The 24,506-nt window shown below is 50.6% G+C and carries 21 protein-coding genes, 1 tRNA gene and 1 other RNA gene; 5 read left to right on the top strand and 18 right to left on the bottom strand.

Annotation, left to right across the window (positions count from 1 at the left end; all coding sequences use genetic code 11):
- Positions 1-5 precede the first annotated feature (5 nt).
- The 7 genes from H7A02_01585 to H7A02_01555 form a co-directional block, all read right to left on the bottom strand.
- Positions 6-1,079: a bifunctional diguanylate cyclase/phosphodiesterase gene (locus tag H7A02_01585; protein MCP5170946.1), complete on the bottom strand. Its 1,074-nt coding sequence runs from the start codon at positions 1,077-1,079 to the stop codon at positions 6-8.
- Positions 1,080-1,139: 60 nt separating this feature from the next.
- Positions 1,140-2,168, bottom strand: a complete 1,029-nt coding sequence (locus H7A02_01580; GenBank protein MCP5170945.1) for an IS630 family transposase — start codon at positions 2,166-2,168, stop codon at positions 1,140-1,142.
- A gap of 35 nt (positions 2,169-2,203) precedes the next feature.
- Positions 2,204-3,340, bottom strand: coding sequence for a sensor domain-containing diguanylate cyclase (locus H7A02_01575; GenBank protein MCP5170944.1), 1,137 nt, complete (start codon positions 3,338-3,340; stop codon positions 2,204-2,206).
- A gap of 321 nt (positions 3,341-3,661) precedes the next feature.
- Positions 3,662-4,105: a cytochrome c5 family protein gene (locus H7A02_01570; protein ID MCP5170943.1), complete on the bottom strand. Its 444-nt coding sequence runs from the start codon at positions 4,103-4,105 to the stop codon at positions 3,662-3,664.
- Positions 4,106-4,241: 136 nt separating this feature from the next.
- The gene (locus H7A02_01565) at positions 4,242-5,186 is read right to left on the bottom strand and encodes an alpha-L-glutamate ligase-like protein (protein MCP5170942.1); all 945 of its coding nucleotides are present in this window, start codon (positions 5,184-5,186) and stop codon (positions 4,242-4,244) included.
- Positions 5,186-6,769, bottom strand: coding sequence for an inactive transglutaminase family protein (locus tag H7A02_01560; protein MCP5170941.1), 1,584 nt, complete (start codon positions 6,767-6,769; stop codon positions 5,186-5,188). The genes H7A02_01565 and H7A02_01560 overlap by 1 nt, the downstream gene beginning before the upstream one ends.
- 2 nt (positions 6,770-6,771) lie before the next feature.
- Positions 6,772-7,479: an ATP-dependent zinc protease gene (locus H7A02_01555; GenBank protein ID MCP5170940.1), complete on the bottom strand. Its 708-nt coding sequence runs from the start codon at positions 7,477-7,479 to the stop codon at positions 6,772-6,774.
- A gap of 146 nt (positions 7,480-7,625) precedes the next feature.
- On the opposite strand from H7A02_01555, the gene H7A02_01550 reads away from it, so the two are divergent.
- From H7A02_01550 to H7A02_01540, 3 genes are all read left to right on the top strand, one after another.
- Positions 7,626-7,702, top strand: a tRNA-Arg gene (locus H7A02_01550).
- Positions 7,703-7,734: 32 nt separating this feature from the next.
- Positions 7,735-7,874, top strand: a non-coding RNA gene (locus H7A02_01545) — RtT sRNA.
- Positions 7,875-8,044: 170 nt separating this feature from the next.
- Positions 8,045-8,368 (top strand): cytochrome c, encoded by a 324-nt coding sequence (locus H7A02_01540; GenBank protein ID MCP5170939.1) that lies wholly within the window; start codon positions 8,045-8,047, stop codon positions 8,366-8,368.
- Between the two features lie 101 nt (positions 8,369-8,469).
- Here H7A02_01540 and mce read toward each other — a convergent pair whose 3' ends face one another.
- The 5 genes from mce to scpA all read right to left on the bottom strand — a co-directional run bounded on the left by mce (position 8,470) and on the right by scpA (position 15,719).
- Positions 8,470-8,874, bottom strand: a complete 405-nt coding sequence (mce, locus tag H7A02_01535; protein ID MCP5170938.1) for a methylmalonyl-CoA epimerase — start codon at positions 8,872-8,874, stop codon at positions 8,470-8,472.
- 21 nt (positions 8,875-8,895) lie between these two features.
- Positions 8,896-9,873, bottom strand: coding sequence for a methylmalonyl Co-A mutase-associated GTPase MeaB (gene meaB, locus H7A02_01530; protein MCP5170937.1), 978 nt, complete (start codon positions 9,871-9,873; stop codon positions 8,896-8,898).
- A gap of 27 nt (positions 9,874-9,900) precedes the next feature.
- A complete protein-coding gene (locus H7A02_01525; protein MCP5170936.1) occupies positions 9,901-11,883 on the bottom strand; it encodes an acetyl/propionyl/methylcrotonyl-CoA carboxylase subunit alpha in 1,983 nt (660 codons plus the stop codon).
- A gap of 88 nt (positions 11,884-11,971) precedes the next feature.
- Positions 11,972-13,504: an acyl-CoA carboxylase subunit beta gene (locus tag H7A02_01520; protein ID MCP5170935.1), complete on the bottom strand. Its 1,533-nt coding sequence runs from the start codon at positions 13,502-13,504 to the stop codon at positions 11,972-11,974.
- A gap of 70 nt (positions 13,505-13,574) precedes the next feature.
- A complete protein-coding gene (gene scpA / locus H7A02_01515) occupies positions 13,575-15,719 on the bottom strand; it encodes a methylmalonyl-CoA mutase (protein ID MCP5170934.1) in 2,145 nt (714 codons plus the stop codon).
- A 205-nt stretch (positions 15,720-15,924) separates the two neighbouring features.
- Here scpA and H7A02_01510 point away from each other — a divergent pair, with 205 nt between their 5' ends.
- On the top strand, positions 15,925-16,941 hold the full coding sequence (locus tag H7A02_01510) for an AraC family transcriptional regulator (protein MCP5170933.1): 1,017 nt from the start codon (positions 15,925-15,927) through the stop codon (positions 16,939-16,941).
- 69 nt (positions 16,942-17,010) lie between these two features.
- On the opposite strand, the gene H7A02_01505 is transcribed toward H7A02_01510, so the two are convergent.
- Positions 17,011-17,250 carry a helix-turn-helix domain-containing protein gene (locus H7A02_01505; GenBank protein MCP5170932.1) on the bottom strand — a complete coding sequence of 80 codons (240 nt, stop codon included), beginning with the start codon at positions 17,248-17,250 and terminating at the stop codon, positions 17,011-17,013.
- A gap of 108 nt (positions 17,251-17,358) precedes the next feature.
- Here H7A02_01505 and H7A02_01500 point away from each other — a divergent pair, with 108 nt between their 5' ends.
- Entirely contained in the window at positions 17,359-17,685 is a 327-nt protein-coding gene (locus H7A02_01500) for a helix-turn-helix transcriptional regulator (protein ID MCP5170931.1), read from the top strand.
- 114 nt (positions 17,686-17,799) lie between these two features.
- Here the strand turns inward: H7A02_01500 and pnp are convergent, their stop codons facing one another.
- The 5 genes from pnp to infB all read right to left on the bottom strand — a co-directional run bounded on the left by pnp (position 17,800) and on the right by infB (position 24,502).
- Positions 17,800-19,944: a polyribonucleotide nucleotidyltransferase gene (gene pnp, locus H7A02_01495; protein MCP5170930.1), complete on the bottom strand. Its 2,145-nt coding sequence runs from the start codon at positions 19,942-19,944 to the stop codon at positions 17,800-17,802.
- 195 nt (positions 19,945-20,139) lie between these two features.
- Complete coding sequence (gene rpsO, locus H7A02_01490) at positions 20,140-20,406, bottom strand: 30S ribosomal protein S15 (GenBank protein ID MCP5170929.1); 267 nt, start codon at positions 20,404-20,406, stop codon at positions 20,140-20,142.
- A gap of 123 nt (positions 20,407-20,529) precedes the next feature.
- Entirely contained in the window at positions 20,530-21,465 is a 936-nt protein-coding gene (gene truB / locus H7A02_01485) for a tRNA pseudouridine(55) synthase TruB (protein MCP5170928.1), read from the bottom strand.
- Between the two features lie 2 nt (positions 21,466-21,467).
- Positions 21,468-21,899, bottom strand: a complete 432-nt coding sequence (gene rbfA / locus H7A02_01480; protein ID MCP5170927.1) for a 30S ribosome-binding factor RbfA — start codon at positions 21,897-21,899, stop codon at positions 21,468-21,470.
- A gap of 50 nt (positions 21,900-21,949) precedes the next feature.
- Positions 21,950-24,502: a translation initiation factor IF-2 gene (infB, locus tag H7A02_01475; GenBank protein ID MCP5170926.1), complete on the bottom strand. Its 2,553-nt coding sequence runs from the start codon at positions 24,500-24,502 to the stop codon at positions 21,950-21,952.
- Between the last annotated feature and the right edge of the window lie 4 nt (positions 24,503-24,506).

Raw genomic sequence — 24,506 nt, 5'->3', positions numbered from 1 at the left:
GGCATTCAAACTGAATGTGAGCTGCTATCCTGCGCCAGAAGAAATGCCTGAAAAGCCGCTTTATCCATTGGCCTGGCTAAATAGAACCCCTGTATATAGTCGCAACCCATATCTCGTAAATAATCCAGCTGTTTTTCTGTTTCGACACCTTCCGCCACAACAGAAATACCCAGGGTTTTTGCCATTTGTATAATCACTTTCACCAGCGTTTCAGCCTGTGCGGATATACCCAGCTCAGCAATAAAACTTCTATCAATCTTCAACGTTTCCACCGGGTACTTGCGCAAATAATTTATCGCTGAATAGCCGGTGCCAAAATCATCGATCGAAAAATTAACACCTCCCCGTCTGAGAATCTCAAAGTTCTCAGTCACCGCCTTATTTCCCGTCATGAAGAGCGATTCGGTAATTTCGAACGTAATATCCCAGGCAGGTACACCGGATTCATTCAGTGATTCCAACAAGTTCTGCGTGTAGCCTGGCGAATAAAACTCCTGCGGAGAGCGATTAATCGAAAAGTTCAGTTCATGCCCTTGCTTTTTCAGATCGTTATAACAGGAAAAAACATCTTTCGAGATGGACAAGCCCAAATCACAAATCAAACCGGATTGCTCGGCGATGGGGATAAACTGATCCGGTGGAATTATCCCTTTCTCGGGGTGATACCAACGGCACAAGGCTTCACAGCGCGTATATTGCTCCTTCCTCAGATCATAAATAGGCTGATAATGTACCTGGAACTCACCCTGAGCAATGCCCTGCTTGATTGCCTTGGTGAGTTCCAGATAACGACCGGCTTCATTGCGCATTGTCACATCGTAAAAAAACAGCGCATTGCGACCGGAGCGTTTACTTTCATACATAGCGCGATCGGCGTGCTGGATCAGTACCTCGGCATCGTCACCATCACCAGGATACACCGCCACACCAACGCTGGCCGTTATCGCCACATCGATCTCTGAAACTATCAAGCCATTACTGAAACCTTCCGTAATATAACTCACCCGTTTTTCGATATCGGCAGGATTTGTCACGTCCTTTAGCACGATAATGAACTCATCGCCCCCCAACCGACCCAAAACATCATAAGGCCGAATACGCGACCTTAACTTACTAATTCGAAATAAAGTAAGCGAACATTACCCGGAGATATAAGCCAAATCCGGATGGCCAAAAAACGATTTCAATAGTCGTGGCAATTTTTGCAAACGTCGAAGCTGCCGGTAAACAGTGCTCCGAAGTTGTTCTTTGCTGTTAATGATCTTTTTACCGACGTGATGGTATTTGATATAGCCCCAAACAGACTCGTCAGGATTCAGCTCCGGCGAGTACGGCGGCAGGAAGAACAACCTGAGCTTGCCGTCGAGACTCTCAACATAGTCTCGAACCCGACGAGCATGATGAACCGGGTGGTTATCGAGGATCAGGAAAACCGGCTTGTCAACGTCTTGCACCAGAGCCTTGAGGAAACCAAGAAACGCATCGGTGTTCATGTTGCCCTGAATGGTCTTAAAGCGAAGCTCGCCGCGAGGCGAGATGGCCGAGATCAGATTGATGCTGAAGCGACTGCCCGTATTACGGATGATCGGAGTTTCACCCCTGGGTGCCCAGGTGGTGCCACTGTGATAATCAGACCGAATGCTGGCTTCATCGCCGAAATAGATGGTGGCGCCGACTTTTTTTGCTTCCTTGCGAATTTCCGGGTAGGTCTCTTCTTTCCATTGTTTCACGGCCTCTGGCTTTTGCTGGTAGGCCCGATGCAGGGGTTTCTGAGGCGTCAGCCCCAGGTTTCGAAGCAGACGACCGACCGAGACATCGCTTAACCGGACGTTGAACTTTTGCCGGATGAGCTCACGCACTCGGCCCCGAGTCCACAGGGCAAAATCAAACTTCAACTGGTCCGGCGTAAAGGTCGTTATCCAGATATACAGCTCCCGGATCTGAGCACCGCTCAGTTTCTTGGGACGACCGGAAATCTGCTTGGCCTTGAGCGCGTCAAAGCCACCCTCGCGGTAGGCAGCCAGCCATTCATAGATTCGTGCTCGGCTCATCCCCAGCGCTTTGATGACGACTTCTGGACTCTCGCCATCCATGACCCGTTGAACGGCGCGAACGCGAATGGCTTCTAATGTTTTGTGATCAAGTTTACGACCGTCATCGTGGCGCATGTGTGTAAATATCCGATAAGCTTGGCGAACGGAGCCTACATTATAAATGATGTTCGCTTACTTTCGAACCCATTAGTATCAGCGATTTCGACAAGAACCTTGTCACCCATGGCGTGACCAAGACCGTCGTTGACTTCCTTAAAGTGGTCAAGGTCAATAAATAGGACAGAAAAACCCTGATCATTACGCTCACACTCGTCTATCAGGTGGCTAATATACTTGTTCAGCTGAAAGCGGCTGGTAAGCTGCGTCAGTGGATCAATCGTCGCCAATTCCTCAAGCCTTCGCAGATAGGCAACTCTCTCTATCACTTGTTTGCGCACAAAATACACAATAAAGCTGGCTAACAGGCAGATTGCCAGGGCAATAACCCAATAGGCGATCAATACCGGCATCGGGGCATGCCAGCCCAGCTTTGGCGCAATCGCTAATTGCCATTCACCACCCGGAACCTGTATATCAAAAATGTGTGCAGGTTGATCAAACAGCACATCCTTGCCCATAAAGGTTGCACCCAAGGCACCCAACCCGTCTTGCCCCCTCATAGCCAGGTCATACTTGGCGGTTAAAGAGTAGAAACCGGAATCAGCAAGCAACTCTTCGAAATTGATGACAATAGCGACCAATCCCCAAAGATCGCTTGATGCCAGATGAATGGGAACCCGTGCAACCAGCTGCTCCCCCCCTCCCTGTACCAGCTCAACGGGGCCGGCAAGTATAATTTCACCGGAATTTACTGCTCGCAACGCGGCTTGTTTCTGACGCAAATTTTTTCGGTAATCCAACCCCAGTGCCGCTTCATTGCCTGCCAGGGGGTAAACTGCCGAAATGATCAGGTCAGGAGCCAATGCCACATGGCGTATATTTAATTCAGGATCGATCAGACGCTCGGCCAGTGCAGCCAAATCATCCTGTGACAAACCGCCCAACGCCGAGATATGAGCATCAAAACCACGCCCGACAGCAATATTGGCGTCGATTTTTCCTTCCAGCTTGGCAACCAGTGCATTGGCTCGGTAGCTGGTTTCTTCAATAATTGAATGCTCGTAACGATGAATCAGATAATTAACCAGCATGGTTGCCGGAATAAGTAACACACAAAAAGTAATGGCCGAGACCAAAAGCGGCGCTGAAAGTTTCCCCTGTTGACTGAATACGTTATCGCTAGCCATTACTAAACCGCTAATTGATAAAAAAGCCGGAACAGCACGCGCAGGTTTTTGCTGTTTTTATTGTCATAAACGACATGCTATACCAGAGTCTGACGCGGGAACACCCTTTTACAATCGATACGGGAAATTTGTGACAAAGGAAACAGGATTGGATTAACGACGCAGAGTATCAGAAAAAAACCGTATACTAGGTTAAATTTTTTTGAAGGGTAGACAGTCAAGTAAAACTCATTGTTATCCCGCAGTGACCTTCCCTGCTCTGCTGCATAAAAAAACCGCGCGCCTTCTCAGGCGCGCGGTTGCGATGTTATCAAAAAAGAATTACTTGCTGTTTTCCAGCATATAGTCAACAGCCGCGCTGATTTCATCACCGGAACAGTCCATGCACAGCCCCTTTGGAGGCATGCCGCGAATACCGTTGATGGCATTGCTATAAAGGGCATCAACACCCTGGGCAAGCCTGCCAGACCAGTCCGAAGAGGAACCCATTTTGGGGGCACCAGCTGCGCCGGAAGCATGACAGGTAAAGCACTTGGTATCATACACCTGTTGTCCGCTACGAGGCTCACTGCTTGAGGCTGCTGGCGCGACAGAAGCAACTTCACCTTCCAGGGCAACTTCTCCAGCAGGAGACAGACGCTCAGCAACTTCCTGTTCCTGCTTGGTAGTCAGTTTGAGTTCTTCTGTGTCTGAACCACAACCAATCAACGTGGCAGCGAGGGCCAAAGCAGAAAGGGCGGCAACCATATTCTTAAGTGGACGCATACTTGTCTCCAAAACTTGATAGGTACGTTCCTGTGACTTTATATTCATTCCCAGGAATTTTCGCGCCCATTATAACGACTCCGGCAAACAACGGAAACGAGTACACCGGACTTTTACCCTCATTATCAGGAATAAATTAATGGGCAAACAGGGATTTTGACAGCGCGATTCTGGCATGCTTGTTCATGCTCGGTTGCAATTGTTTATCAACCATTTCCAGCCTTCTCCGCAACCCCGCCTGGTTAGCTATCTGAATGGCAAGACCGGGGCGGGCATTCAACTCCAGTATAACCGGCCCGCGATTGCGATCCAGCACAAGGTCTGCACCAAAATAACCCAGCCCAGTCATTTCGTAACAACCCGAAGCAAGCTCAAGGATCGTTTCCCAGTGAGGAATACTGAGGTGCTCAAAAGAGTAACCTGTATCAGGATGACGGCTGACTCGCCGCTCATTCTGCACAGCATAGCGACTACAGCCCGTGACAATGTCCAGCCCTACACCGACCGCTCCCTGGTGAAGATTTGCCTTACCATCAGAGGCGTGTGTTGAACAGCGTAGCATCGCCATCACGGGCACACCGGTGTACACAATCACCCGAATATCCGGAACGCCCTCATAACTGTAATTAACCAGATACTCATCGAAATCAATCAGCGCTTCTATCATCACTGTATCCGGACGTCCACCCAGACTGTAGAGCCCGCTGAGAATATTCGAAACGTGGCGTTTGATCTCTGAAAAACTCAGCACACCGCCAGTCGATTTAATGAACTCTTCACCGCGTCGCGCAGCAATCACCAGAATGCCTTTGCCACCACTGCCTTGAACAGGCTTAATAACAAAGCTTTCCAAGCCGTCCAGCAATTGTAATAAGTCGCGAATCTGATATTGGAAACTGACCACACCATATAACTCCGGCACCGCCATGCCGTGCTCCTGGGCAACATGTTTGGTCTTCAGCTTATTATCAACCAGCGGAAACCGGCTGCGAGGGTTGCAACGGGCAATATAATTTACATTGCGACGGTTCATACCCAGCACACCGAGTTCACGCAATTTTTTTGGCGAAATAAACTTCATTACGGGCGAGGGGCACTTTTTTGTTCCGCGGCTGCATCATTGAGATACCGAAAACGGTAAAGCTCGAACAAACGATAACCACTGTATTTACCCAGTATCAGAACCACACCAAGCACCGACAAAAGAAGCTCCGGAAAGTTAAACGTGAGGTGTTCAACCAGGCGGCTGGTCATCACCAGAAATGCCAGCACAGCTGCAAAAAGACTGCCGCCACCCTGAATTAGTACCTCATGTCCGCCTTCCTCTTCCCATAAAATGGACATGCGCTCAATTGTCCAGGCCAGAATAATGGTCGGGAAAAAGGTGACAGACAAGGCCTGATCAAGTCCCAGTTTGTAGCTGACAACACTGAGTACTGCCATCAGTAGAATGACCATGATGACTACTGCCGTCACTCTGGCCACCAGCAACAAGTTAAGGTGACTGAGATAATTACGCAGCCACAATCCGACACCAACCACGCAGAGAAAAATCGCCAGCCCGACGGCGAGCGTCGTCTGCATAAAGGCCAATGCAATCAGGATTGGCATAAAGGTACCAGACGTGCGGATACCGATTAATACCCGAAGCAGAACAATCACCACCGCACCAACCGGAATCAGCAGAATGCCTTTGAACATTCCCTGCTGTTCGACAGGCAGGGAGTAGATAGAAAAATCCACCAGCGGTTGCCCTTCAAACTCATTTTCCATTAACACGACTGTCTTTGCTGGCAAGGTATTTTTGACCAGTGCAAATTCAATTTTGGAGCGCCGCCCTCCCTCTACATCCAGAATCGAGTCACCACCACGCTGCCAGATAAAAAAATTCTCTGGGATTCCCTGTATTCCCGTGGCCGGGTCAAACACTAGCCACTCATTGCCGGTGTATATTTCAACCAGCTCAGCCAGTGATTGGCGACGACGGCCGTCTTCAAGAAAAACACCCCGAATACGCTGGGCCGGTATCCCGGCCGTTGCCAGTGCATCCAGTATCAACACCACCCTGGCGCGACTCTCGGAAAGTTTCTGTTTTTGAAGCATGTCACCAGCCAGCAAAAAAGCTGCATCCTGATCCAGCTGTTCCCGCAAAAGCAATTGCAGCAAACTCGCAGTAAACTCGATAGCACCGGATGTTTCCTCCTTGAGCCTGTTAACAACTCTCTCCATCGCTGCACTCTGGTCTGCTTCAAGGTAAGGAGGATTAACTTCCGATACCAACTGCGGGGGCAGGTCGGCATCATCACGTTGGTATATCTGCGCCTTGTAATACAAAATTGCCGATTTTTCCAGACTCGGTCTCTCCCAACGCGCACGCCGTCGTGAATTGTCGCCCTCAACAAAGAAACTGAACCCGGATGATGCGAAATGCTCATCGAGAACGCCCCAGCCAACACCTTCCTCTGGCAACGCTAACGACACATTAACCGGACCACCAGAGGGTGCGAAACTGACTTTCGATTCAACCGTCCACACATCTCTGGACTCCCCCGGCAATAGAGGAAAATCCATGACAAAAGCTTTGTAAAGCGCAAACGACCAACCGGCGGCAAAAAGAAAACCGGCTATCAGATAAACCTGAAAACGGGAAGCAGATATTGACATGTCTATTGCTCTTGAGTGGCAACTTCAGCAGGTGCTGTAGCTGGTATATTGCCTTTAAGTATATACCTGCGACTAACATCCACGACAGCGGTATCCGTCAAAAAGTTACGACCTATCAGCACCGGATATTTCAGATCACTGCGATCTGCCAGCGTGACTTCAACCCTCTCATTGATGTCACCCATTCGCAGCCGCATTTCGACGACGTAACGCCTTTCACGCATGCCTTCATGCTGCTTGATAGCCACCTTGCGAACCAGAGGGCGCTCCAAAACAAATGGCTGACTGTCTTTTTCTCCCTGCACAGAAAAACGCACCCATCTGTTACCTTCCCGCTCAAACAGAACTATATCGCTGGCATGAATGGAGGATGACTCAGCGCCCGTATCAATCCGGGCCCGGAACTTCAGATTATGTTCAACCAGAGTGACCATTTCCACAGCACCAACAACCGGTAAATCACCACTTTTCATCGCTTTCGGCGGGGGCTTGACGATTGGCCTGACTGGTAATTTTGGACAAACAATCGTGGTAGAACATACTTCGCACACTGGCACAGGCGGACAGCTCTCAACTTCCGCGATCGGATGAACAACAGTCTCGATCTCGGGCTGTTTTTCGGGCTGAGATTGTGGTTGCGGTTGTGGTTCAACCACAGCGCACCCCCATAACAATGCCACCAGACTAACAATAACTACATGCTGCCACAAAACCGTAACCCCTTTTATTTCACAAGACTGGCAGTATAACTGTAAAGCCGCGGTGTGCTAACCCAGCAAAGCCAGAAGACTACATGATGATCGCCCGGATGGAATAGACTAAACAGTCCTCAGGCTATATGATTGCGCCCCTTAAAGCACCCGTAGCTCAGCTGGATAGAGTACCGCCCTCCGAAGGCGGTGGTCACAGGTTCAAATCCTGTCGGGTGCGCCAGACACAAACAGCCCCGCCTTAAGCGGGGGTTTTTGTGGCTGGACCACCGGCGGCTAAATGAGCACCTAGAGGTTCGAGCCGAGCACGCATTGCGTGCGAGACAACATCGCCGTCAGGCGATGACCCGAAGGGCGAACTACAACGCAGTGAGTCATCCTGTCGGGTGCGTCAGACACAAACAGCCCCGCCCTAGCGGGGTTTTCTGTGACGGGACCATCAGCGGAGACTAAAGGCGTACGTGATGGAAGCTATCAGAGGCATATACTGATCCTGACGCTGGATTATCCTTTCTCATTAACTTATTCTCTCCAAATGATATTCAGAAAAAATATGAGGCGTGCCATGCACAAACTTCTTCGGATTATTCCATTACTTTCCTTATTTGCCCTGATTGGCTGTGACGAACAAAGGCCAGAACCAAACCCTGCGGTCCTCGCGGGCGAAGCGATTTTTATGGATAACTGTTCAAGATGCCACCCGCGTACAGGACGTGGTGACTACCTGAAGAAGATTCCGGTTTCCCTGTTGATTATGAAGTCAGAGCACGAACTGAAAGCCTGGATACGTGGCAGCGAGAAGCATCGGGAAATGCCTAACTTTGATAATCTGAGCGAAGATGAGCTGGCGGCATTAGCAAGCTATTTGCACAACGAAATCTCTAAATAGTACCTGCCGTATTGAGCAGAAACCGCCAGTGGAAATAAAAGCTGGCGGTTTCTGAGGCCTTGGAATCGGGGCAGCTATCACGATCTGAAATCAGATCAACGTTAAACCTGCTCAATTTCCGTTAACACACCACAAAAATCTTTGGGGTGTAAAAACAGCACTGGTTTCCCGTGCGCGCCGATTTTAGGCTCGCCATCACCCAATACCCGGGCGCCTTCAGCAATCAGCTGATCGCGAGCAGCAATAATATCGTCCACCTCGTAGCACAAATGATGTACGGCACCACTACTGTTCCGCTGAAGGAATCCAGCAATCGGGGAGTTTTCCCCTAGCGGCAGTAACAGTTCAAGCTTGGTGTTGGGAAGTTCAACAAAGACTGTGGTTACACCGTGATCAGGCAAATCGATCGGCGCCGAGACTTTCGCTCCCAGAGTGTCGCGATAATTCTTTACTGCGGCATCAAGATCCGGAACAGCAATGGCCACATGGTTTAATCGTCCTATCATCATCATTCCTGTTAACAGTTTTCAGTCTGATTGTTTGAATGCATTAATAAGTTTCTGAGCAGCAACAGTGGGAGGCAATCTACCCGCAGTGACATCCGCTTCAAGCTGCGCCACCAGCGCTTTCACCTGACGGTGTTCTTTTAGATCTGTTAACAAGCAGTCAGCAGTTTCACTCCACATCCAGGCACGGGATTGCGCAGCACGACGGCTGTCGATTTCACCTGCGGCACTCAGGGCTTGCCGGTATTCTTCCACGGTATCCCATATCTCGCCTATACCCTCTTCCCGCAGGGCCGAGCAAGCTAACACCCGCGCCTTCCAGTTTTTACTCCGGGGATGCAGAAAATGCAGTGCCATCGCATAATCGGACACCGTTCGATTGGCAGCGGCCTGCTGATCCCCATCCGATTTATTCACCAGGATCAGATCTGCCAGCTCCATAATACCGCGCTTGATACCCTGCAATTCATCGCCACCGCCAGGCAGCAATAACAACAGAAACATATCGGTCATCTCAGCCACAGCCGTTTCAGACTGACCGACACCCACTGTTTCAACAATCACCACGTCGAAACCCGCTGCTTCACAAAGCAACAGTGTTTCGCGGGTGCGACGGGTCACCCCCCCCAGCGTTTTACCCGCAGGGGATGGCCGGATAAAGGCATCAGGATTGCGACTGAGCAATTCCATTCGCGTCTTGTCCCCAAGAATAGAGCCACCGCTCAATGCAGATGTAGGGTCAACGGCTAGTACAGCCACCTTGTGACCCTGAGCTATAACATGATTACCAAACGTTTCGATAAAGGTGGACTTGCCAACGCCGGGCACGCCGGAAATGCCAAGACGAATTGAATGGCCGGTATCCGGCATCAGCGTCTCAAGCAATTCCGTTGCTTGACTGCGGTGATCAACCCGGGTGGACTCAACCAGTGTAATCCCCTTGGCAAGCGCCCTGCGGTCGCCGCTTCTTATTTGTCTGGCAAGATCAATAATATCCATAATCCTGATGCCAAGTGGCCAACCGGGTTACTCAAACTCGATAATGGGCTGATCCACAACCAGTGAATCACCTACTTCTGCAGAAATTTTCAGTACAACACCATCCTGGAGTGCACGTAAGCTGTTTTCCATTTTCATGGCTTCCACTACAGCCAACTCCTCACCCTGTTTCACTTCATCACCTTCTGCAACCGCCAGGGAAACCAGTAAACCGGGCATTGGCGACAACAGGAATCGTGACATGTCCGGCGGCTCTTTGTGGAGCATGTAGTTGTTCATTTCAGCAGTTTTCGGGGTTACCACAAGCGCACGTTTTTCTGCGCCCCGGTGGAAAAGTACAAGTTCGGAGCCGGAACGATCCACCTGAACACAAATATTTTCACCATTAATACAGGCCTTGAACAATGGCCCACCAAGCTGCCACTGAGTATCGATTCGATAACCGGTACCATCCAGTTCAGCATTAAAACCGGTTTCGTCCCGGGTAATGGTAACCGCCATATGCTGACCATCAATAATCACGACCCAATCTTCAGGTGGCCGATAGCTATGACCTGGCATCTGGCCGCTCTGCATCGCACTTCGATCACGAAGCTTTTTGTTAACAGCCGCAGCGACCAGGGCGGTAATGGCAGGCTCATCCTGCGGCACCAGATCAGCACTGAACCCGTCCGGGTATTCCTCAGCAATGAAATTGGTCGTGAGGTTACCGGCCACAAACCGGGGATGGACCATCAGCGCATTCAGAAAGCTGATATTGTGATTAACACCGCGAATATAGTATCCATCCAAAGCATCTACCATGCGCGCAGTAGCCTGTTCGCGAGTCTCACCGTAAGTGATGAGCTTGGCGATCATGGGATCGTAATACATGGATACTTCACCACCCTCATAAACGCCGGTATCGACACGAACACCTTCGCCTTCAGGGGCGATGTATTTCAACAGCCGCCCGGTGGAGGGCATAAAATTACGGAACGGATCTTCAGCATAGACGCGCGTTTCAATAGCCCACCCGGTTAGCGTGACCTGATCCTGAGTGAGAGGCAGCTTTTCACCTGCCGCGACATTAATCATTAATTCAACCAGATCCTGGCCGGTTACCAGTTCCGTCACCGGATGCTCAACCTGCAATCGCGTATTCATTTCCAGAAAGTAGAAATTCATCTGTGCATCGGCAATAAACTCCACTGTACCGGCTGATTTGTAGTCCACTGCTTTAGCCAGTGCTACGGCCTGTTCACCCATCTTTCGGCGCACATCTTCTGTCAGAAACGGTGAGGGTGCCTCTTCAATAACTTTCTGATGGCGGCGCTGAATGGAGCACTCACGCTCACCCAGATAAATGACATTGCCGTGGCTGTCGGCCACCACCTGAATTTCAATATGGCGGGGTTCCTGAATGAATTTTTCAATAAACACCCGATCATCACCAAAACTGGAACGAGCCTCGTTGGTTGCGCGCTCAAAACCCTCGCGGCATTCTTCTGCATTCCAGGCCACACGCATACCTTTGCCACCACCACCTGCGGAGGCTTTCAGCATCACCGGATAACCAATGTCCTCACAAATATCCAGGGCCTGCTCAACATCCTTAACCACATCGGTATAACCGGGAATGGTATTCACACCCGCTTTCTCGGCAATCAGCTTGGAGGTGATTTTATCACCCATGGATTCAATCGCTTTAACTCCGGGGCCAATAAAAGTAATACCGGCCGCATCCAGCGCCTCGCAAAACAGCTTGTTCTCGGAAAGGAAACCGTAACCCGGGTGAACGGCGTCAGCGCCGGTCTGTTTACAGGCGTCAATAATTTTCTCGATGACCAGATAGCTTTCTGAGGAAGCAGCCGGACCAATGTGGACAGCCTCATCAGCCATTTGCACGTGCAGTGCATCACGATCAGCACTCGAATAAACGGCAACTGTTCCTATTCCCATGGCTCTGGCCGTTTTAAACACCCGGCAAGCGATCTCTCCCCTGTTTGCAACTAGTATCTTCTTGAACATAACCGTCTCTTTTTAATTTTTTGAATTTCCAACGCTCGACAACAATGGCGGCAACCGCGTCAGTGATGATGGCCCCACCAAGTTTGATTTATAAAGGTATGTTGCCGTGTTTACGCCAGGGGTTTTCCAGCTGTTTGCCTTTCAGCATCGCCAGTGAACGGCAAATTCGTTTGCGTGTGCTGTGCGGCATAATCACGTCGTCAATATAACCCCGTTTCCCTGCGATGAAGGGATTGGCAAACTTGAGCCGATATTCCTCGGTTCTGGCCGCGATCTTGGCATCATCACCGATGTCCTGCCTGAAAATAATTTCCACCGCACCCTTAGGCCCCATGACGGCAATTTCGGCAGTCGGCCAAGCAAAGTTAACATCCCCGCGCAAGTGCTTGGAGGACATCACATCGTAAGCACCACCATAAGCCTTGCGAGTAATCAGCGTGACTTTTGGCACCGTACACTCGGCATAAGCATAAAGCAGCTTGGCACCATGCTTTATAATTCCACCATATTCCTGGCTGGTGCCGGGCATAAAACCAGGCACATCAACCAGGGTTAATACGGGAATATTGAAAGCATCGCAGAAACGTACAAAACGGGCAGCTTTACGCGAAGCATCAATGTCCAAGCAACCCGCCAGCACCATCGGCTGGTTAGCAACGACCCCAACCGTTGAGCCTTCCATACGCACAAAACCGATCACAATATTTTTCGCGTAATCTGGCTGAATTTCAAAAAAATCGCCCTCATCGGCAATCTTCACTATTAGCTCTTTCATGTCGTACGGTTTGTTGGGATCGTTAGGAATCAGTGTATCCAGTGACAGCTCGGTACGGTTTGCGGGGTCTTCGGTTGGCCAGACCGGTGGTGACTCCTGATTATTGGCTGGCAGGAACCCCATGAACCGGCGTAACTTCAACAGAGCATCCACATCATTTTCAAACGCCATGTCAGCCACACCAGACTTACTGGCGTGAGTCAGGGCCCCGCCCAGCTCCTCTGATGTCACCTCCTCGTGTGTGACCGTTTTCACAACATCCGGCCCGGTAACAAACATGTAGGAGCTGTCTTTCACCATAAAAATAAAATCGGTAATGGCTGGCGAATAAACCGCTCCGCCCGCACAAGGCCCCATAACCATAGAAATTTGGGGTACAACACCTGAAGCCAGTACATTTTGCTGAAAAACATCTGCGTAACCGCCCAGTGATGCCACACCTTCCTGAATACGGGCCCCTCCGGAATCATTCAAACCAATTATCGGCGCACCCATCTTCATGGCCTGCTCCATCAGTTTGCAGATTTTTTCAGCATGCGCCTCCGACAACGACCCGCCAAACACGGTGAAATCCTGACTATAGATAAAGACAAGACGACCATTAATGGTGCCATAACCGATCACCACACCATCGCCAGGAACGGTGGTTTTTTCCATACCGAAGTCTGTGCAACGGTGTTCCACAAACATGTCCCACTCTTCAAATGACTCGGGGTCCAGTAACAATTCGATCCGCTCCCGAGCGGTCAGCTTGCCTTTACTGTGCTGTGAATCAATCCGCTTCTGACCGCCACCCAGGCGGGCCTCATTACGCTTGGCTTCCAGCTGTTCAATAATCTCGTGCATTACCGGCTCCTAGTTCTGACCCATTCATTTTTTGTTATCTACGCACAAATTTCAGCGACACACACCGATCTCAGTTATTGCCACCGATCAGCTTCAATACTTCGCTTGCAGCTTTGGGAATATTGGTGCCCGGCCCATAAACAGCGGCAACTCCGGCAGCGTAAAGCTCGTTATAATCCTGTGGAGGAATCACACCGCCACAGACAACCATGATGTCTTCAGCCCCGGCTGCTTTCAGCTCGCTGATTAACTGGGGCACCAGGGTTTTATGACCCGCTGCCTGCGAAGAAACCCCCACCACATGAACATCGTTCTCTACCGCCATGCGAGCTGCTTCCTGTGGTGTCTGAAACATCGGGCTGATATCCACATCAAAACCAATATCGGCAAAAGCGGTCGCAATCACTTTAGCGCCGCGGTCATGACCATCCTGCCCCATTTTTGCCACCAGCATCCGTGGGCGCCGCCCGTGAGATTGAGCGAAAGCCTCCACATCGTTCTGGATCGCCTTAAACGCTTCATCCCCTTCATAAGCAGAGCCGTATACGCCACTGATAGAGCGCTGCTCCGCCTTGTGCCGCCCCCACTCCTTCTCAAGAGCATCAGAAATCTCACCCACACTGGCGCGGGCACGGGCCGCATCAACAGCAAGGGCAAGCAAATTACCCTCGCCGGAGCGCGCTGCCTCCGAAAGCTTATCCAATGCCAACTGACAGACCTCACTGTCGCGCTCGGCACGCAGCTTTTGCAATCGAGCAATCTGCGAAACTCGTACAGCACTGTTATCAATATTGAGAATTTCCACTTCCGGCTCTTCTGCCAACTGGTATTTGTTGACGCCGACAATCACCTCTTCACCCCGGTCAATCGCAGCCTGACGCAATGCCGCCGCCTGTTCGATTCTCAGTTTTGGCATACCGGATTCAACGGCCTTGGTCATACCGCCCATTTCTTCAACTTCTTCGATCAGTACCATTGCCTCTTTAACAAGCTGATCAGTCAGTGATTCAACATAGTAGGAGCCTGCCAGAGGGTCCACTACCTTGGTAATACCGGTTTCTTCCTGGATCACCAGCTGGGTGTTCCGGGCAATGCGTGCCGAGAAATCGGTAGGCAGCGCCAGTGCTTCGTCCAGCGCATTGGTGTGCAGTGACTGTGTACCACCGAGCACTGCTGACATGGCTTCAATGGTGGTTCGCATCACATTGTTATAAGGGTCTTTACTGGTAAGACTGACACCTGATGTCTGGCAGTGTGTGCGCAACATCAATGATTTGTCATCCTGGGGGTTAAACTTCTCTTTCATCAGCGTCGCCCACAGAATGCGTGCAGCGCGCAGCTTGGCAATCTCCATAAAAAAGTTCATACCAATCGCAAAAAAGAATGACAATCTAGGCGCAAACTTGTCTACATCCAGCCCACTGTCAATGGCCGTGCGGACGTATTCGATACCATCGGCAATCGTGTACGCCAGTTCCTGAACATTCGTGGCACCCGCCTCCTGCATATGGTAGCCGGAAATGGAAATGGAGTTGAACTTGGGCATATTTTCGGCGGTGTAACCGATAATGTCAGACACAATCCGCATGGATGGCGCTGGCGGGTAAATATAGGTATTTCGCACCATGAACTCTTTCAGGATATCGTTCTGAAGCGTGCCAGCCAGTTTGTCTGGCGTCACGCCCTGCTCTTCAGCAGCGACAATGTAATTGGCCATAACCGGCAATACCGCACCGTTCATCGTCATGGATACAGACACGTTATCTAACGGAATTCCGTCAAAGAGAATTTTCATATCCTCTACCGAGTCAATGGCGACACCGGCCTTGCCCACGTCGCCTTCAACACGCTCGTGATCAGAATCGTAACCACGGTGCGTTGCCAGATCAAAGGCTACCGAAAGCCCTTGCTGACCAGCAGCCAGATTGCGACGATAAAAAGCGTTAGACTCCTCAGCAGTAGAAAAGCCCGCGTATTGCCTGACCGTCCAAGGGCGCCCTGTATACATTGTCGCTTTAGGGCCACGTTTAAACGGTGCGAACCCCGGCAGGCTATCCAAATCGTTGATACCAGACAAATCCTCCGGTGTATAGAGAGGTTTTACGGCTATTCCTTCCGGGGTATTCCATACCAGGTCATCGGGTGAGCGGCCTTTCGATTCTTTGGTAGCCAGTTCGGACCATTCGTCCAAAGTACGCTTGGGGAAATCTGTCATCTTTACATCTGCCTTCTAAAGGTTTGTTATCGGTACGCTCAGGAATCCGGGAATGCCTGACAAACAGGTGCGCCAATATGCCCCAGAACATTCAAACCCACAAGGTCCAATTTACCCCTAAAAACTCACATAATATTTCATATAACATGATATATTTGCCAACAGACTACTAATAAGGCTCTATAAACTCACTTCTTTATGCGTTATGGCTACAATATCCCTGCATCATGTTAATGCCTCTCTGGAGGGCTGCCGCCAACACGGCATCAATGACCTCGCTTTACTGGCCCGGGCAGGCATCAACCCCACAGCAATCACTCAGAACACCGGACGTATCCACACGGATCAAGTTGGCCGACTGTTTCGACTGATTCAACAAGAGCTCAATGACGAGTTTATGGGGTTTACCCGGTCTCGCTGCAAATTCGGTGTATTCAGTACATTGTGTGACCTGCTCAGCCACTGCCAGGTATTGGGGGAAGTCCTCAGAAAGGCGATAGATCTCTACAATCTGCTAACCGATGATCTGACAATATCTCTGGAGATCAGCGGCAACAGTGCTGAACTCAGCCTTGTTCTGACTGAACCGACACTGGATCACCAACATTTTCTGGCAGAATTCCTGCTGGTAATATGGCACCGATTTCCCAGCTGGTATATCGGAGAGGCCATCCGTTTGAGAGAAACCCATTTCTCCCATCCGCCGCCAGCCCACCGCAATGAGTTGCGGATAATGTTTCCGGGACCATTACATTTCAACCAGTCCAGCAACCGCCTGGTTTTTGATGTGGGCTACTTGCAGAAACCATTACTCAGGACAGCCAAGGAGCGGGAAGTATTTCTGGCAAACTACCCCGTCGATATCATGACGATTCCAGGCGCCGATGGAAGTCTTGAAGCCCAGGTAGAAAGGGCTATCGTTGCGAGCAACACCCGCAGGCTCGAATTTCTAAAAGCCGAACAGCTCGCCGACAAGATGGGAATCGGCAAGCTTTCCCTGTATCGCGGCCTGCAAAAGGAAGGCACCGGCTTTCAGCGGATAAAGGACAACATTCGCAGAGAAGTGGCTATCGAACTACTCACCCAGCATGATCGGTCTATCGACCAGATATCCGAAATCGTAGGCTTTTCAGAGCCCCGCTCGTTCACCAGAGCTTTTCGACAGTGGACAGGTTTATCCCCCCGGCAGTACCGTACATCCCACCTGAATTCGAACGGATAAATTTGGATTGTGAGCGCTCACTAATTTTTTACGTATTGCAGGTAAAGGCGGAGCGTTTGATACACGGACTTATTGAGGATTATAGAACTGCGGACAGAGTTGCTCCCGGGTAAGCGCAACGCCCATCTCTCGAGTAACCTCTTCCAGAATAGGGGCATATTCCGGAGGCACTCCACCATCGCGGTTAAGCCAATTCCAGACATGCTGCTGACGAATAAGTACTCCCGTTTTACGGCTTATAGCTCTGGCCGTTGCCGTTTGCCCACCTATTATTTTTATAGCTTTTCTCAGCGCTTCTACCGGTGTCATTACCACACTCCTTTGTTACACCGGGATAATAACGTGACCCAAATCACACTACAACTATAGTTGTCTGGCGAATTACAACACATGTTGTAATATGCCCGAATGAACAAAATGGCAAACCGAATAAAATACGCTCGCGAACAGGCCGGGCTATCACAACGGCAGCTGGCTTCTCTGGCGGGACTGACTCAGCAAATGATTTCCAAGCTGGAAAAAGGCCGCTCCCGGTCCACATCTGGCATCATCAGTATTGCTCAGGCTTTGCAGGTCTCCCCCGAATGGCTTTGGCTTGGATCAGAAAATAATACGCCCACAGCTCAATGCCCTCACCACGACTGCCCTTTTTGCTCAGATAAATCTCTTTTCGCAAACTGGAACGCACTGACAGAGCGACAGAAATTGCGTTTCAGAAAAGAGATTATGTGCGCGTCGAATTAAACCCTCATTCAGCCCACTTTTGCAAAAAGGGGGTTATGCGTGCGCCAGAATGACCGTTTAAAAACAGAAAGCGGGGCCAATGGCCCCGCTTTTGATATAAAGACCAACCGTGGATTATTGATCCGCTTCCACTTTCTCAACATCCGCTGGCGCTTCATCTTGAGGTTCTGCCACCTCTGATTCGACTTCTTTCATAGACAGCTTGATCCGTCCACGTGCATCAACGTCCAACACCTTCACTTTTACTTCCTGACCCTCCTGAAGGTAGTCCGTTACTTTCTCAACACGCTCCTGTGCAATCTGGGAAATATGCAACAACCCGTCAGTACCCGGCATGATGGTTACAAACGCGCCAAAATCAACAATGCGAGCGACCTTGCCATCATAAATACGGCCAACCTCAGCTTCGGCGGTAATCTCCTCGATACGGAAAATAGCATCCTTGAGGCTTTCGGCATCGTCACTGTAAATACGAATACTGCCATCGTCTTCAATATCAATGGTTGCGCCGGTTTCTTCAGTCAAAGCTCGGATAGTAGCGCCACCCTTGCCAATGACATCACGGATCTTGTCCGGATCGATTTTCATTGTGTGAAACCGTGGCGCATTTTCAGAAACTTGTTCACGACCAGCAGCGATGACCTTATTCATCTCACCGAGGATATGCAGACGTGCATGCAATGCCTGCTCCAGAGCGATTTCCATAATCTCCTCGGTAATGCCTTCGATCTTGATATCCATTTGCAGGGCCGTTACACCTTTGGCAGTACCGGCAACTTTAAAGTCCATATCACCCAGGTGATCTTCATCACCAAGGATATCGGTTAAAACCGCAAAACCCTCATCTTCCTTAACCAGCCCCATGGCGATACCCGCTACCGGAGCCTTCACCGGCACACCGGCATCCATCAGAGCCAGACTGGAACCACAAACAGAGGCCATAGAACTGGAGCCATTCGATTCAGTGATCTCCGAAACAACGCGAATGGCGTACGGAAATTCTTCTGCTGATGGCAACACTGCGGCAATACCACGGCGCGCCAGACGGCCATGACCGATTTCGCGACGGCTGGTAAAACCCACCCGACCACACTCACCTACCGAATAAGGAGGGAAGTTGTAGTGCAGCATGAATGGATCATCGCGGCGACCCTCAAGTGCGTCGATCATCTGCGCGTCACGCATGGAGCCCAGCGTGGCAGCAACAATGGCCTGCGTTTCTCCACGGGTAAACAGAGCCGACCCATGAACTTTTGACAGGATACCCACTTCGACATCAATCGCCCGTACCGTCTTGCCGTCGCGCCCATCAATTCGGGGTTCGCCCCGAATAATGCGGCCACGCACAATTTTCTTTTCCAGCTTCTTGAAGGCATCACGAACATCTTCTTCACTGACACCCGCTTCTTCATTGGCGAGAGCGGCCACAGCAGCGGCGCGCAATTCGTCAATTTTAGTCACACGCTGCTGCTTGTCTGTAGTCCGGTAAGCTTCGTCAACACCCTCGCCTACCTGAGCTTGCAGCGCTGCGGTAAGATCAGTATTTTCGGCAGCAGCAACCCATTCCCAGGCAGGTTTACCTACTTCACTAGCCAGCTCCTGCACCACCTGAATGACCGCTTGCATTTCCTGATGAGCATACAGAACGGCACCCAGCATAATATCTTCTGGCAGCTCACTGGCTTCCGATTCCACCATCAATACTGCGTCTTTTGTACCTGCAACCACCATGTCGAGCTGGGAGTTTTCCAGCTCTGAGTAGGTTGGGTTAAGCAGGTAGCCCGCATCCTGATTGTAACCAACACGCGCAGCGCCAACAGGACCGCTAAAAGGAACGCCGGATATAGCCAAAGCCGCAGATGTACCGATCATGGCGGGAATATCCGGGTCTATATTGTTTTCTGCTGACATGACCGTACAAACGACCTGCACTTCATTTTTAAAACCGTTGGGAAACAGAGGGCGAATAGGACGGTCAATCAACCGTGATGTCAGAGTTTCTTTCTCACTGGGCCGAGCTTCACGCTTAAAGAAGCCACCGGGTATTTTACCGGCTGCGTAGGCTTTCTCCTGGTAGTGCACACCCAGAGGAAAGAAATCCATACCTTCTTTAACAGTTTTAGCGGCGACAACGGTACACAGTACCTGGGTACCATCCATAGACACCAGTACAGCGCCCGTCGCCTGACGAGCAATGCGCCCTGTTTCCAACGTAACCGTGTGGTTACCGTACTGAAATGATTTTGTTACAGGATTCATAATGTTACCTATCTGGTTTTAAAGTTAGCGCTCTTTCGCTATACCAGCTTTAGCTGCTCGGGTTACCAATCGCCACCCGGATAAAGTCATCAAAGATGAAGATTGGTAACTCGATCAACTGTAAAGCCCGGCAAGTACAGAAACGCATAAAGAACAACGGCTCCCGATCCGAAGAAGGGGAGCCGCTATCGACTCTTAGCGACGCAGTCCCAACTTGGCGATCAGCGCCGTATAGCGGGTAGCGTCTTTGTTTTTCAGGTAATCCAGCAGCTTGCGTCGCTGGTTTACCATGCGGATCAAACCACGACGAGAATGATGATCTTTTTTATGATCACCAAAATGCTCTTGCAGTTTGTTGATGTTCGCGGTCAACAGGGCTACTTGTACTTCCGGAGAACCGGTATCGCCCTCTGAGCGTGCATGGTCTTTAACCAATGCTTCTTTTTCACTTGCTGATAACATGACTTTTTCTCCAATATGCGGTGAATGATTCAGGGTAACCGCGCATATTTACAGTGACCCTAATTAAAAACTTCAAACAGCTGCCCCGCTATTCGCTACTAAGCGAAACAGGCTTTCAGCAGATTAGTAAACCACCAGCCTTTTCGGCGCTATTCGACCGTCATCCATAATCTCGGCGACGCCCAGAAGCGCCCCGCTTTCGGCGAAGACGCGCACTATACAGCCTTCTTCGCCGAGATCATAGACTCCCGGAACGGAAACCGGCTGCCCCTGCTGGAAATACCAGGCAACAGATTCAAGTAAATACACCGCCGGCAAATGACTTATTCCGGCATCCATCGGCTTTAAAAACCGATCCAGACTCTCGGCTGTACCTGCTTCACGCACAGCTTCCAGCCCATCTAGCGCAATTGCATCGGACTCATCAAACGGACCCACAGCCGTTCGGTGCAATTTACTGACATAAGCGCCACAACCCAGTGCAGCACCCAGATCCTGAGCCAGTGTTCTGACATAGGTGCCTTTACTACAATGAATCTCTACATCTGCTTCGGCACTTTCTCCCGGCCTGAAATCGAGCAGCTCAAACCGCCGAATCACTACCGGCCGTGGTTCCCGTTCAATTTCGATGCCTTCTCTGGCCAGTTTATAAAGCGGCTGCCCCTGGTATTTCAGGGCAGAATACATCGGTGGAACCTGCTCGATTTCGCCGCGGAAGCAGCCCATCGCAGACACCACTTGTTCCTGGGTGAGACCTGCGGCACTGACCTGACCAAGCACCTCACCATCGGCATCACCACTTGCTGTAGCCATTCCAAACCGGAAGGTGCTGCGATAACACTTGTCAGCATCCAGTAAAAACCGGGTAAATTTGGTGGCCTCTCCCAAGCAAACAGGCAACACCCCTGTAGCCAGAGGATCCAGGCTCCCGGTATGCCCCGCCTTTGCCGCAAAAAACAGCCATTTAACCTTTTGCAAAGCCGCATTTGAACTTATCTGAAGAGGCTTATTCAGTAACAGAATGCCATTGACCGAACGGCCCTTGCGACGACGAGCCAAACCTATTTCCCGTTTTCTGGCGTATCGGTGTCTGTCGTTTCAGAATCAGCAGGTATAGCATGCTGATGCCGCTGCTCATCTGCACTGATAGCACGATCAATCAATGCTGACAGGTATGAGCCCTGCTTGCCACTATCATCACAAATAAAACGCAGTCTCGGCGTGACCCGCATTTTCATGACCCTGGCCAGCTGAGAGCGCAGGAAACCGGCAGCACCATTCAGTACATTTGTTGCCAGCTGGCGCTCTTCATCACTATCGAGGTCAACAAAAGTAACGTATATCTTTGCCGTTGATAAATCACGATTCACTTCGGCTGCAGTAATTGTTACCAGCCCAACACGCGGGTCTCGAAGCTCATCGCGAATCAGCTGCGACAGCTCTCGCTGCAACGCATCACCAACCCGATCTTTGCGGTTAAATTCTCTCGGCACTGTTATCGTCTCTTTATACGCTATTAACCCGTTACGGGCATTGCCCGGTTTTAAAGCTCCCGGGCAATTTCAACGATATCGAACACCTCTATCTGATCGCCGTTCTTGATATCGTTGTAATCCTTAACACCAATACCACACTCCATACCGTTGCGCACTTCATTAACGTCATCTTTAAAGCGGCGCAAGGACTCCAGCTCACCTTCATAAATAACGACATTGTCACGCAACACACGGATCGGCTTATTGCGATAAACTGTACCTTCAACCACCATACAACCGGCAATAGCGCCCAGTTTTGGAGAGCGGAAAATATCCCGAACTTCAGCAATACCAACGATCTCTTCTCTGCGCTCTGGCTCCAGCATGCCGGACAGAGCCTGCTTAACTTCATCCAGCAGATGATAGATAACGCTGTAGTAGCGAAGATCCACTTCTTCCGCTTCTGCCAGACGACGAGCCGATGTATCGGCACGCACATTAAAGCCCATGACAACAGCACCGGAAGTGATAGCAAGGTTGATATCAGATTCGGTAATACCGCCGACACCAGATGCCACTACATCCACAGCAACTTCATCTGTGGAAATATCGGCAAACGAAGACAATATTGCTTCAAGAGAGCCACGCACATCGGTTTTGACCAGTACAGGCAGTACTTTGCGCTCACCTTCTTCAAAGCTGGCAAACATATTCTCCAGCTTCGCTGCCTGCTGACGCGAAGCACGATCGTCACGCGTTTTCTTCTGGCGCAGTTCAGCCACTTCGCGCGCTTTACGCTCGTCGGCCACCACCATAAATTCTTCACCGGCATTCGGCGGCACATCAAGGCCAAGCACCTCGACGGGTATCGATGGGCCCGCTTCAGAAACCGGACGCCCTGCTTCATCACTCATGGCGCGAATTTTGCCGACGCTTTCTCCGGCCAGAACAAAGTCCCCCTTGTTCAGAGTTCCGGCCTGCACCAGTAATGTAGCGACGGTACCACGCCCTTTTTCAAGGCGGGACTCGACCACCACGCCTTTTGCAGGCACATCCACAGGGGCCGTTAATTCAAGCAGTTCAGACTGTAACAGAACCGCTTCCAGCAGCTCATCAATACCTTCACCTGTATGGGCAGACACTTTCACAAACTGAGTATCTCCACCCCAATCTTCAGGAATAACATCCTTGGCTGACAGTTCGTTGGTTACCCGATCAGGGTCGGCACCATCTTTATCAATTTTATTGATCGCCACAACCAGCGGCACACCGGCTGCACGGGCGTGCTGAATAGCCTCTTCGGTTTGCGGCATCACACCATCATCTGCGGCCACCACCAGAATAACGACGTCCGTAGACTGGGCGCCACGAGCACGCATGGCAGTAAACGCGGCGTGGCCAGGAGTATCCAGAAATGTGACCATACCCTTAGGCGTATCCACATGGTAAGCACCGATGTGCTGGGTGATACCACCGGCTTCACCAGAAGCGACTCTGCTCTCGCGAATATAATCGAGCAGCGATGTTTTACCGTGGTCAACATGCCCCATCACCGTGACAACCGGCGCTCTTGCCTGCACCAGATTCTCTTTATCGCCAAGAGACTGCAACGCCTGAGCCAAAGCATCTTCAACAGCGTCGGCGTCACGTGCCACCGGGTTATGACCCAGCTCTTCTACCACTAATGTCGCCGTATCTCTGTCTATCGACTGGTTAACTGTCACCATCATGCCCATTTTGATCAGCTCTTTAAGCACAACCGCTGCTTTCACGGACATTTTCTGGGCAAGATCAGCAACCACAATTTCGGCAGGAATCTCTACATCAATAACTTTCTTCTCTGTAGGCTTCTGGAAGGTATGTTTGTTTTCAATTTTAACGGCAACCGGCTTACCGCTCTTCAGGCGGGGTTTGCTTGTTTCTGCATCCAGATCGTCAATCTCTTCAAGATCAACCAGCGCCTTCTTGCGCTTTTCGCCTTTAACAGCCCGTTTTTTCTTTGGTTTGTCGTCATCATCCTTATCTGGCGCCATTGGCGCTTCGTGCCGGAAATGCTTTTTGGCGTGCTTCGCAGCGGCATCTGCTTCCTCTGCTGCTGCCGGAGCAGCAGGTTCAGACACTTTCACTTTGTCTTTATCTTCAGCTTCTGCCTTTTTTGCTTCTTCAGCTTTTTTGAGTTTGGCCTGCTCTTCCGCTTCACGCCGAGCTTCAATAGCCGCCAATCTCTTGGCTTCAACATCATCAACCAGGGATGTTTTTTGAACCGGCTCAGGTTGCGGCTCGACCCTTTGCTGCTCTTCGACTTCAACAGCCGCGGCCATTTCTTCGGCCGAGCGCTTCACATAGGTACGCTTTTTGCGCACCTCCACATTGACCGTCTTGCGGCCTGCGCTGGTTTTAAGCGTGCTGACACTTTTGCGCTTAAGTGTGATTTTCTTTGGCTCACGGGCACTGTCACCATGCAACCCCTTCAGGTATGCCAACAGTTTTTGTTTTTCCTCATCGCTAACACTGTCATCAGCACTGCTATGGGGAAGACCTGCCTCTTTCATTTGCGTCAACAAACGTTCAACAGATGCTCCAACCACTTTGGCAAGTTCACTTACGCTAACTTCTGCCATTAGT

The sequence above is a fragment of the Pseudomonadales bacterium genome (assembly GCA_024234435.1).
In the GTDB taxonomy this organism is placed as follows: Bacteria; Pseudomonadota; Gammaproteobacteria; order Pseudomonadales; family Porticoccaceae; genus JACKOF01.
The sequence above is the reverse complement of the archived record's forward strand: the minus strand, read 5'-3'. Positions and strand labels throughout refer to the sequence as shown.

What these genes read in the sequence shown, in the direction of transcription:
- H7A02_01580 (MCP5170945.1), bottom strand. Translation starts at nt 2,168, where the DNA reads ATGCGCCACGATGACGGTCGTAAACTTGATCACAAAACATTAGAAGCC.
- H7A02_01575 (MCP5170944.1), bottom strand. Translation starts at nt 3,340, where the DNA reads ATGGCTAGCGATAACGTATTCAGTCAACAGGGGAAACTTTCAGCGCCG.
- H7A02_01570 (MCP5170943.1), bottom strand. Translation starts at nt 4,105, where the DNA reads ATGCGTCCACTTAAGAATATGGTTGCCGCCCTTTCTGCTTTGGCCCTC.
- H7A02_01565 (MCP5170942.1), bottom strand. Translation starts at nt 5,186, where the DNA reads ATGAAGTTTATTTCGCCAAAAAAATTGCGTGAACTCGGTGTGCTGGGT.
- H7A02_01560 (MCP5170941.1), bottom strand. Translation starts at nt 6,769, where the DNA reads ATGTCAATATCTGCTTCCCGTTTTCAGGTTTATCTGATAGCCGGTTTT.
- H7A02_01540 (MCP5170939.1), top strand. Translation starts at nt 8,045, where the DNA reads ATGCACAAACTTCTTCGGATTATTCCATTACTTTCCTTATTTGCCCTG.
- mce (MCP5170938.1), bottom strand. Translation starts at nt 8,874, where the DNA reads ATGATAGGACGATTAAACCATGTGGCCATTGCTGTTCCGGATCTTGAT.
- meaB (MCP5170937.1), bottom strand. Translation starts at nt 9,873, where the DNA reads ATGGATATTATTGATCTTGCCAGACAAATAAGAAGCGGCGACCGCAGG.
- H7A02_01525 (MCP5170936.1), bottom strand. Translation starts at nt 11,883, where the DNA reads ATGTTCAAGAAGATACTAGTTGCAAACAGGGGAGAGATCGCTTGCCGG.
- H7A02_01520 (MCP5170935.1), bottom strand. Translation starts at nt 13,504, where the DNA reads ATGCACGAGATTATTGAACAGCTGGAAGCCAAGCGTAATGAGGCCCGC.
- scpA (MCP5170934.1), bottom strand. Translation starts at nt 15,719, where the DNA reads ATGACAGATTTCCCCAAGCGTACTTTGGACGAATGGTCCGAACTGGCT.
- H7A02_01510 (MCP5170933.1), top strand. Translation starts at nt 15,925, where the DNA reads ATGGCTACAATATCCCTGCATCATGTTAATGCCTCTCTGGAGGGCTGC.
- H7A02_01505 (MCP5170932.1), bottom strand. Translation starts at nt 17,250, where the DNA reads ATGACACCGGTAGAAGCGCTGAGAAAAGCTATAAAAATAATAGGTGGG.
- H7A02_01500 (MCP5170931.1), top strand. Translation starts at nt 17,359, where the DNA reads ATGGCAAACCGAATAAAATACGCTCGCGAACAGGCCGGGCTATCACAA.
- pnp (MCP5170930.1), bottom strand. Translation starts at nt 19,944, where the DNA reads ATGAATCCTGTAACAAAATCATTTCAGTACGGTAACCACACGGTTACG.
- rpsO (MCP5170929.1), bottom strand. Translation starts at nt 20,406, where the DNA reads ATGTTATCAGCAAGTGAAAAAGAAGCATTGGTTAAAGACCATGCACGC.
- infB (MCP5170926.1), bottom strand. Translation starts at nt 24,502, where the DNA reads ATGGCAGAAGTTAGCGTAAGTGAACTTGCCAAAGTGGTTGGAGCATCT.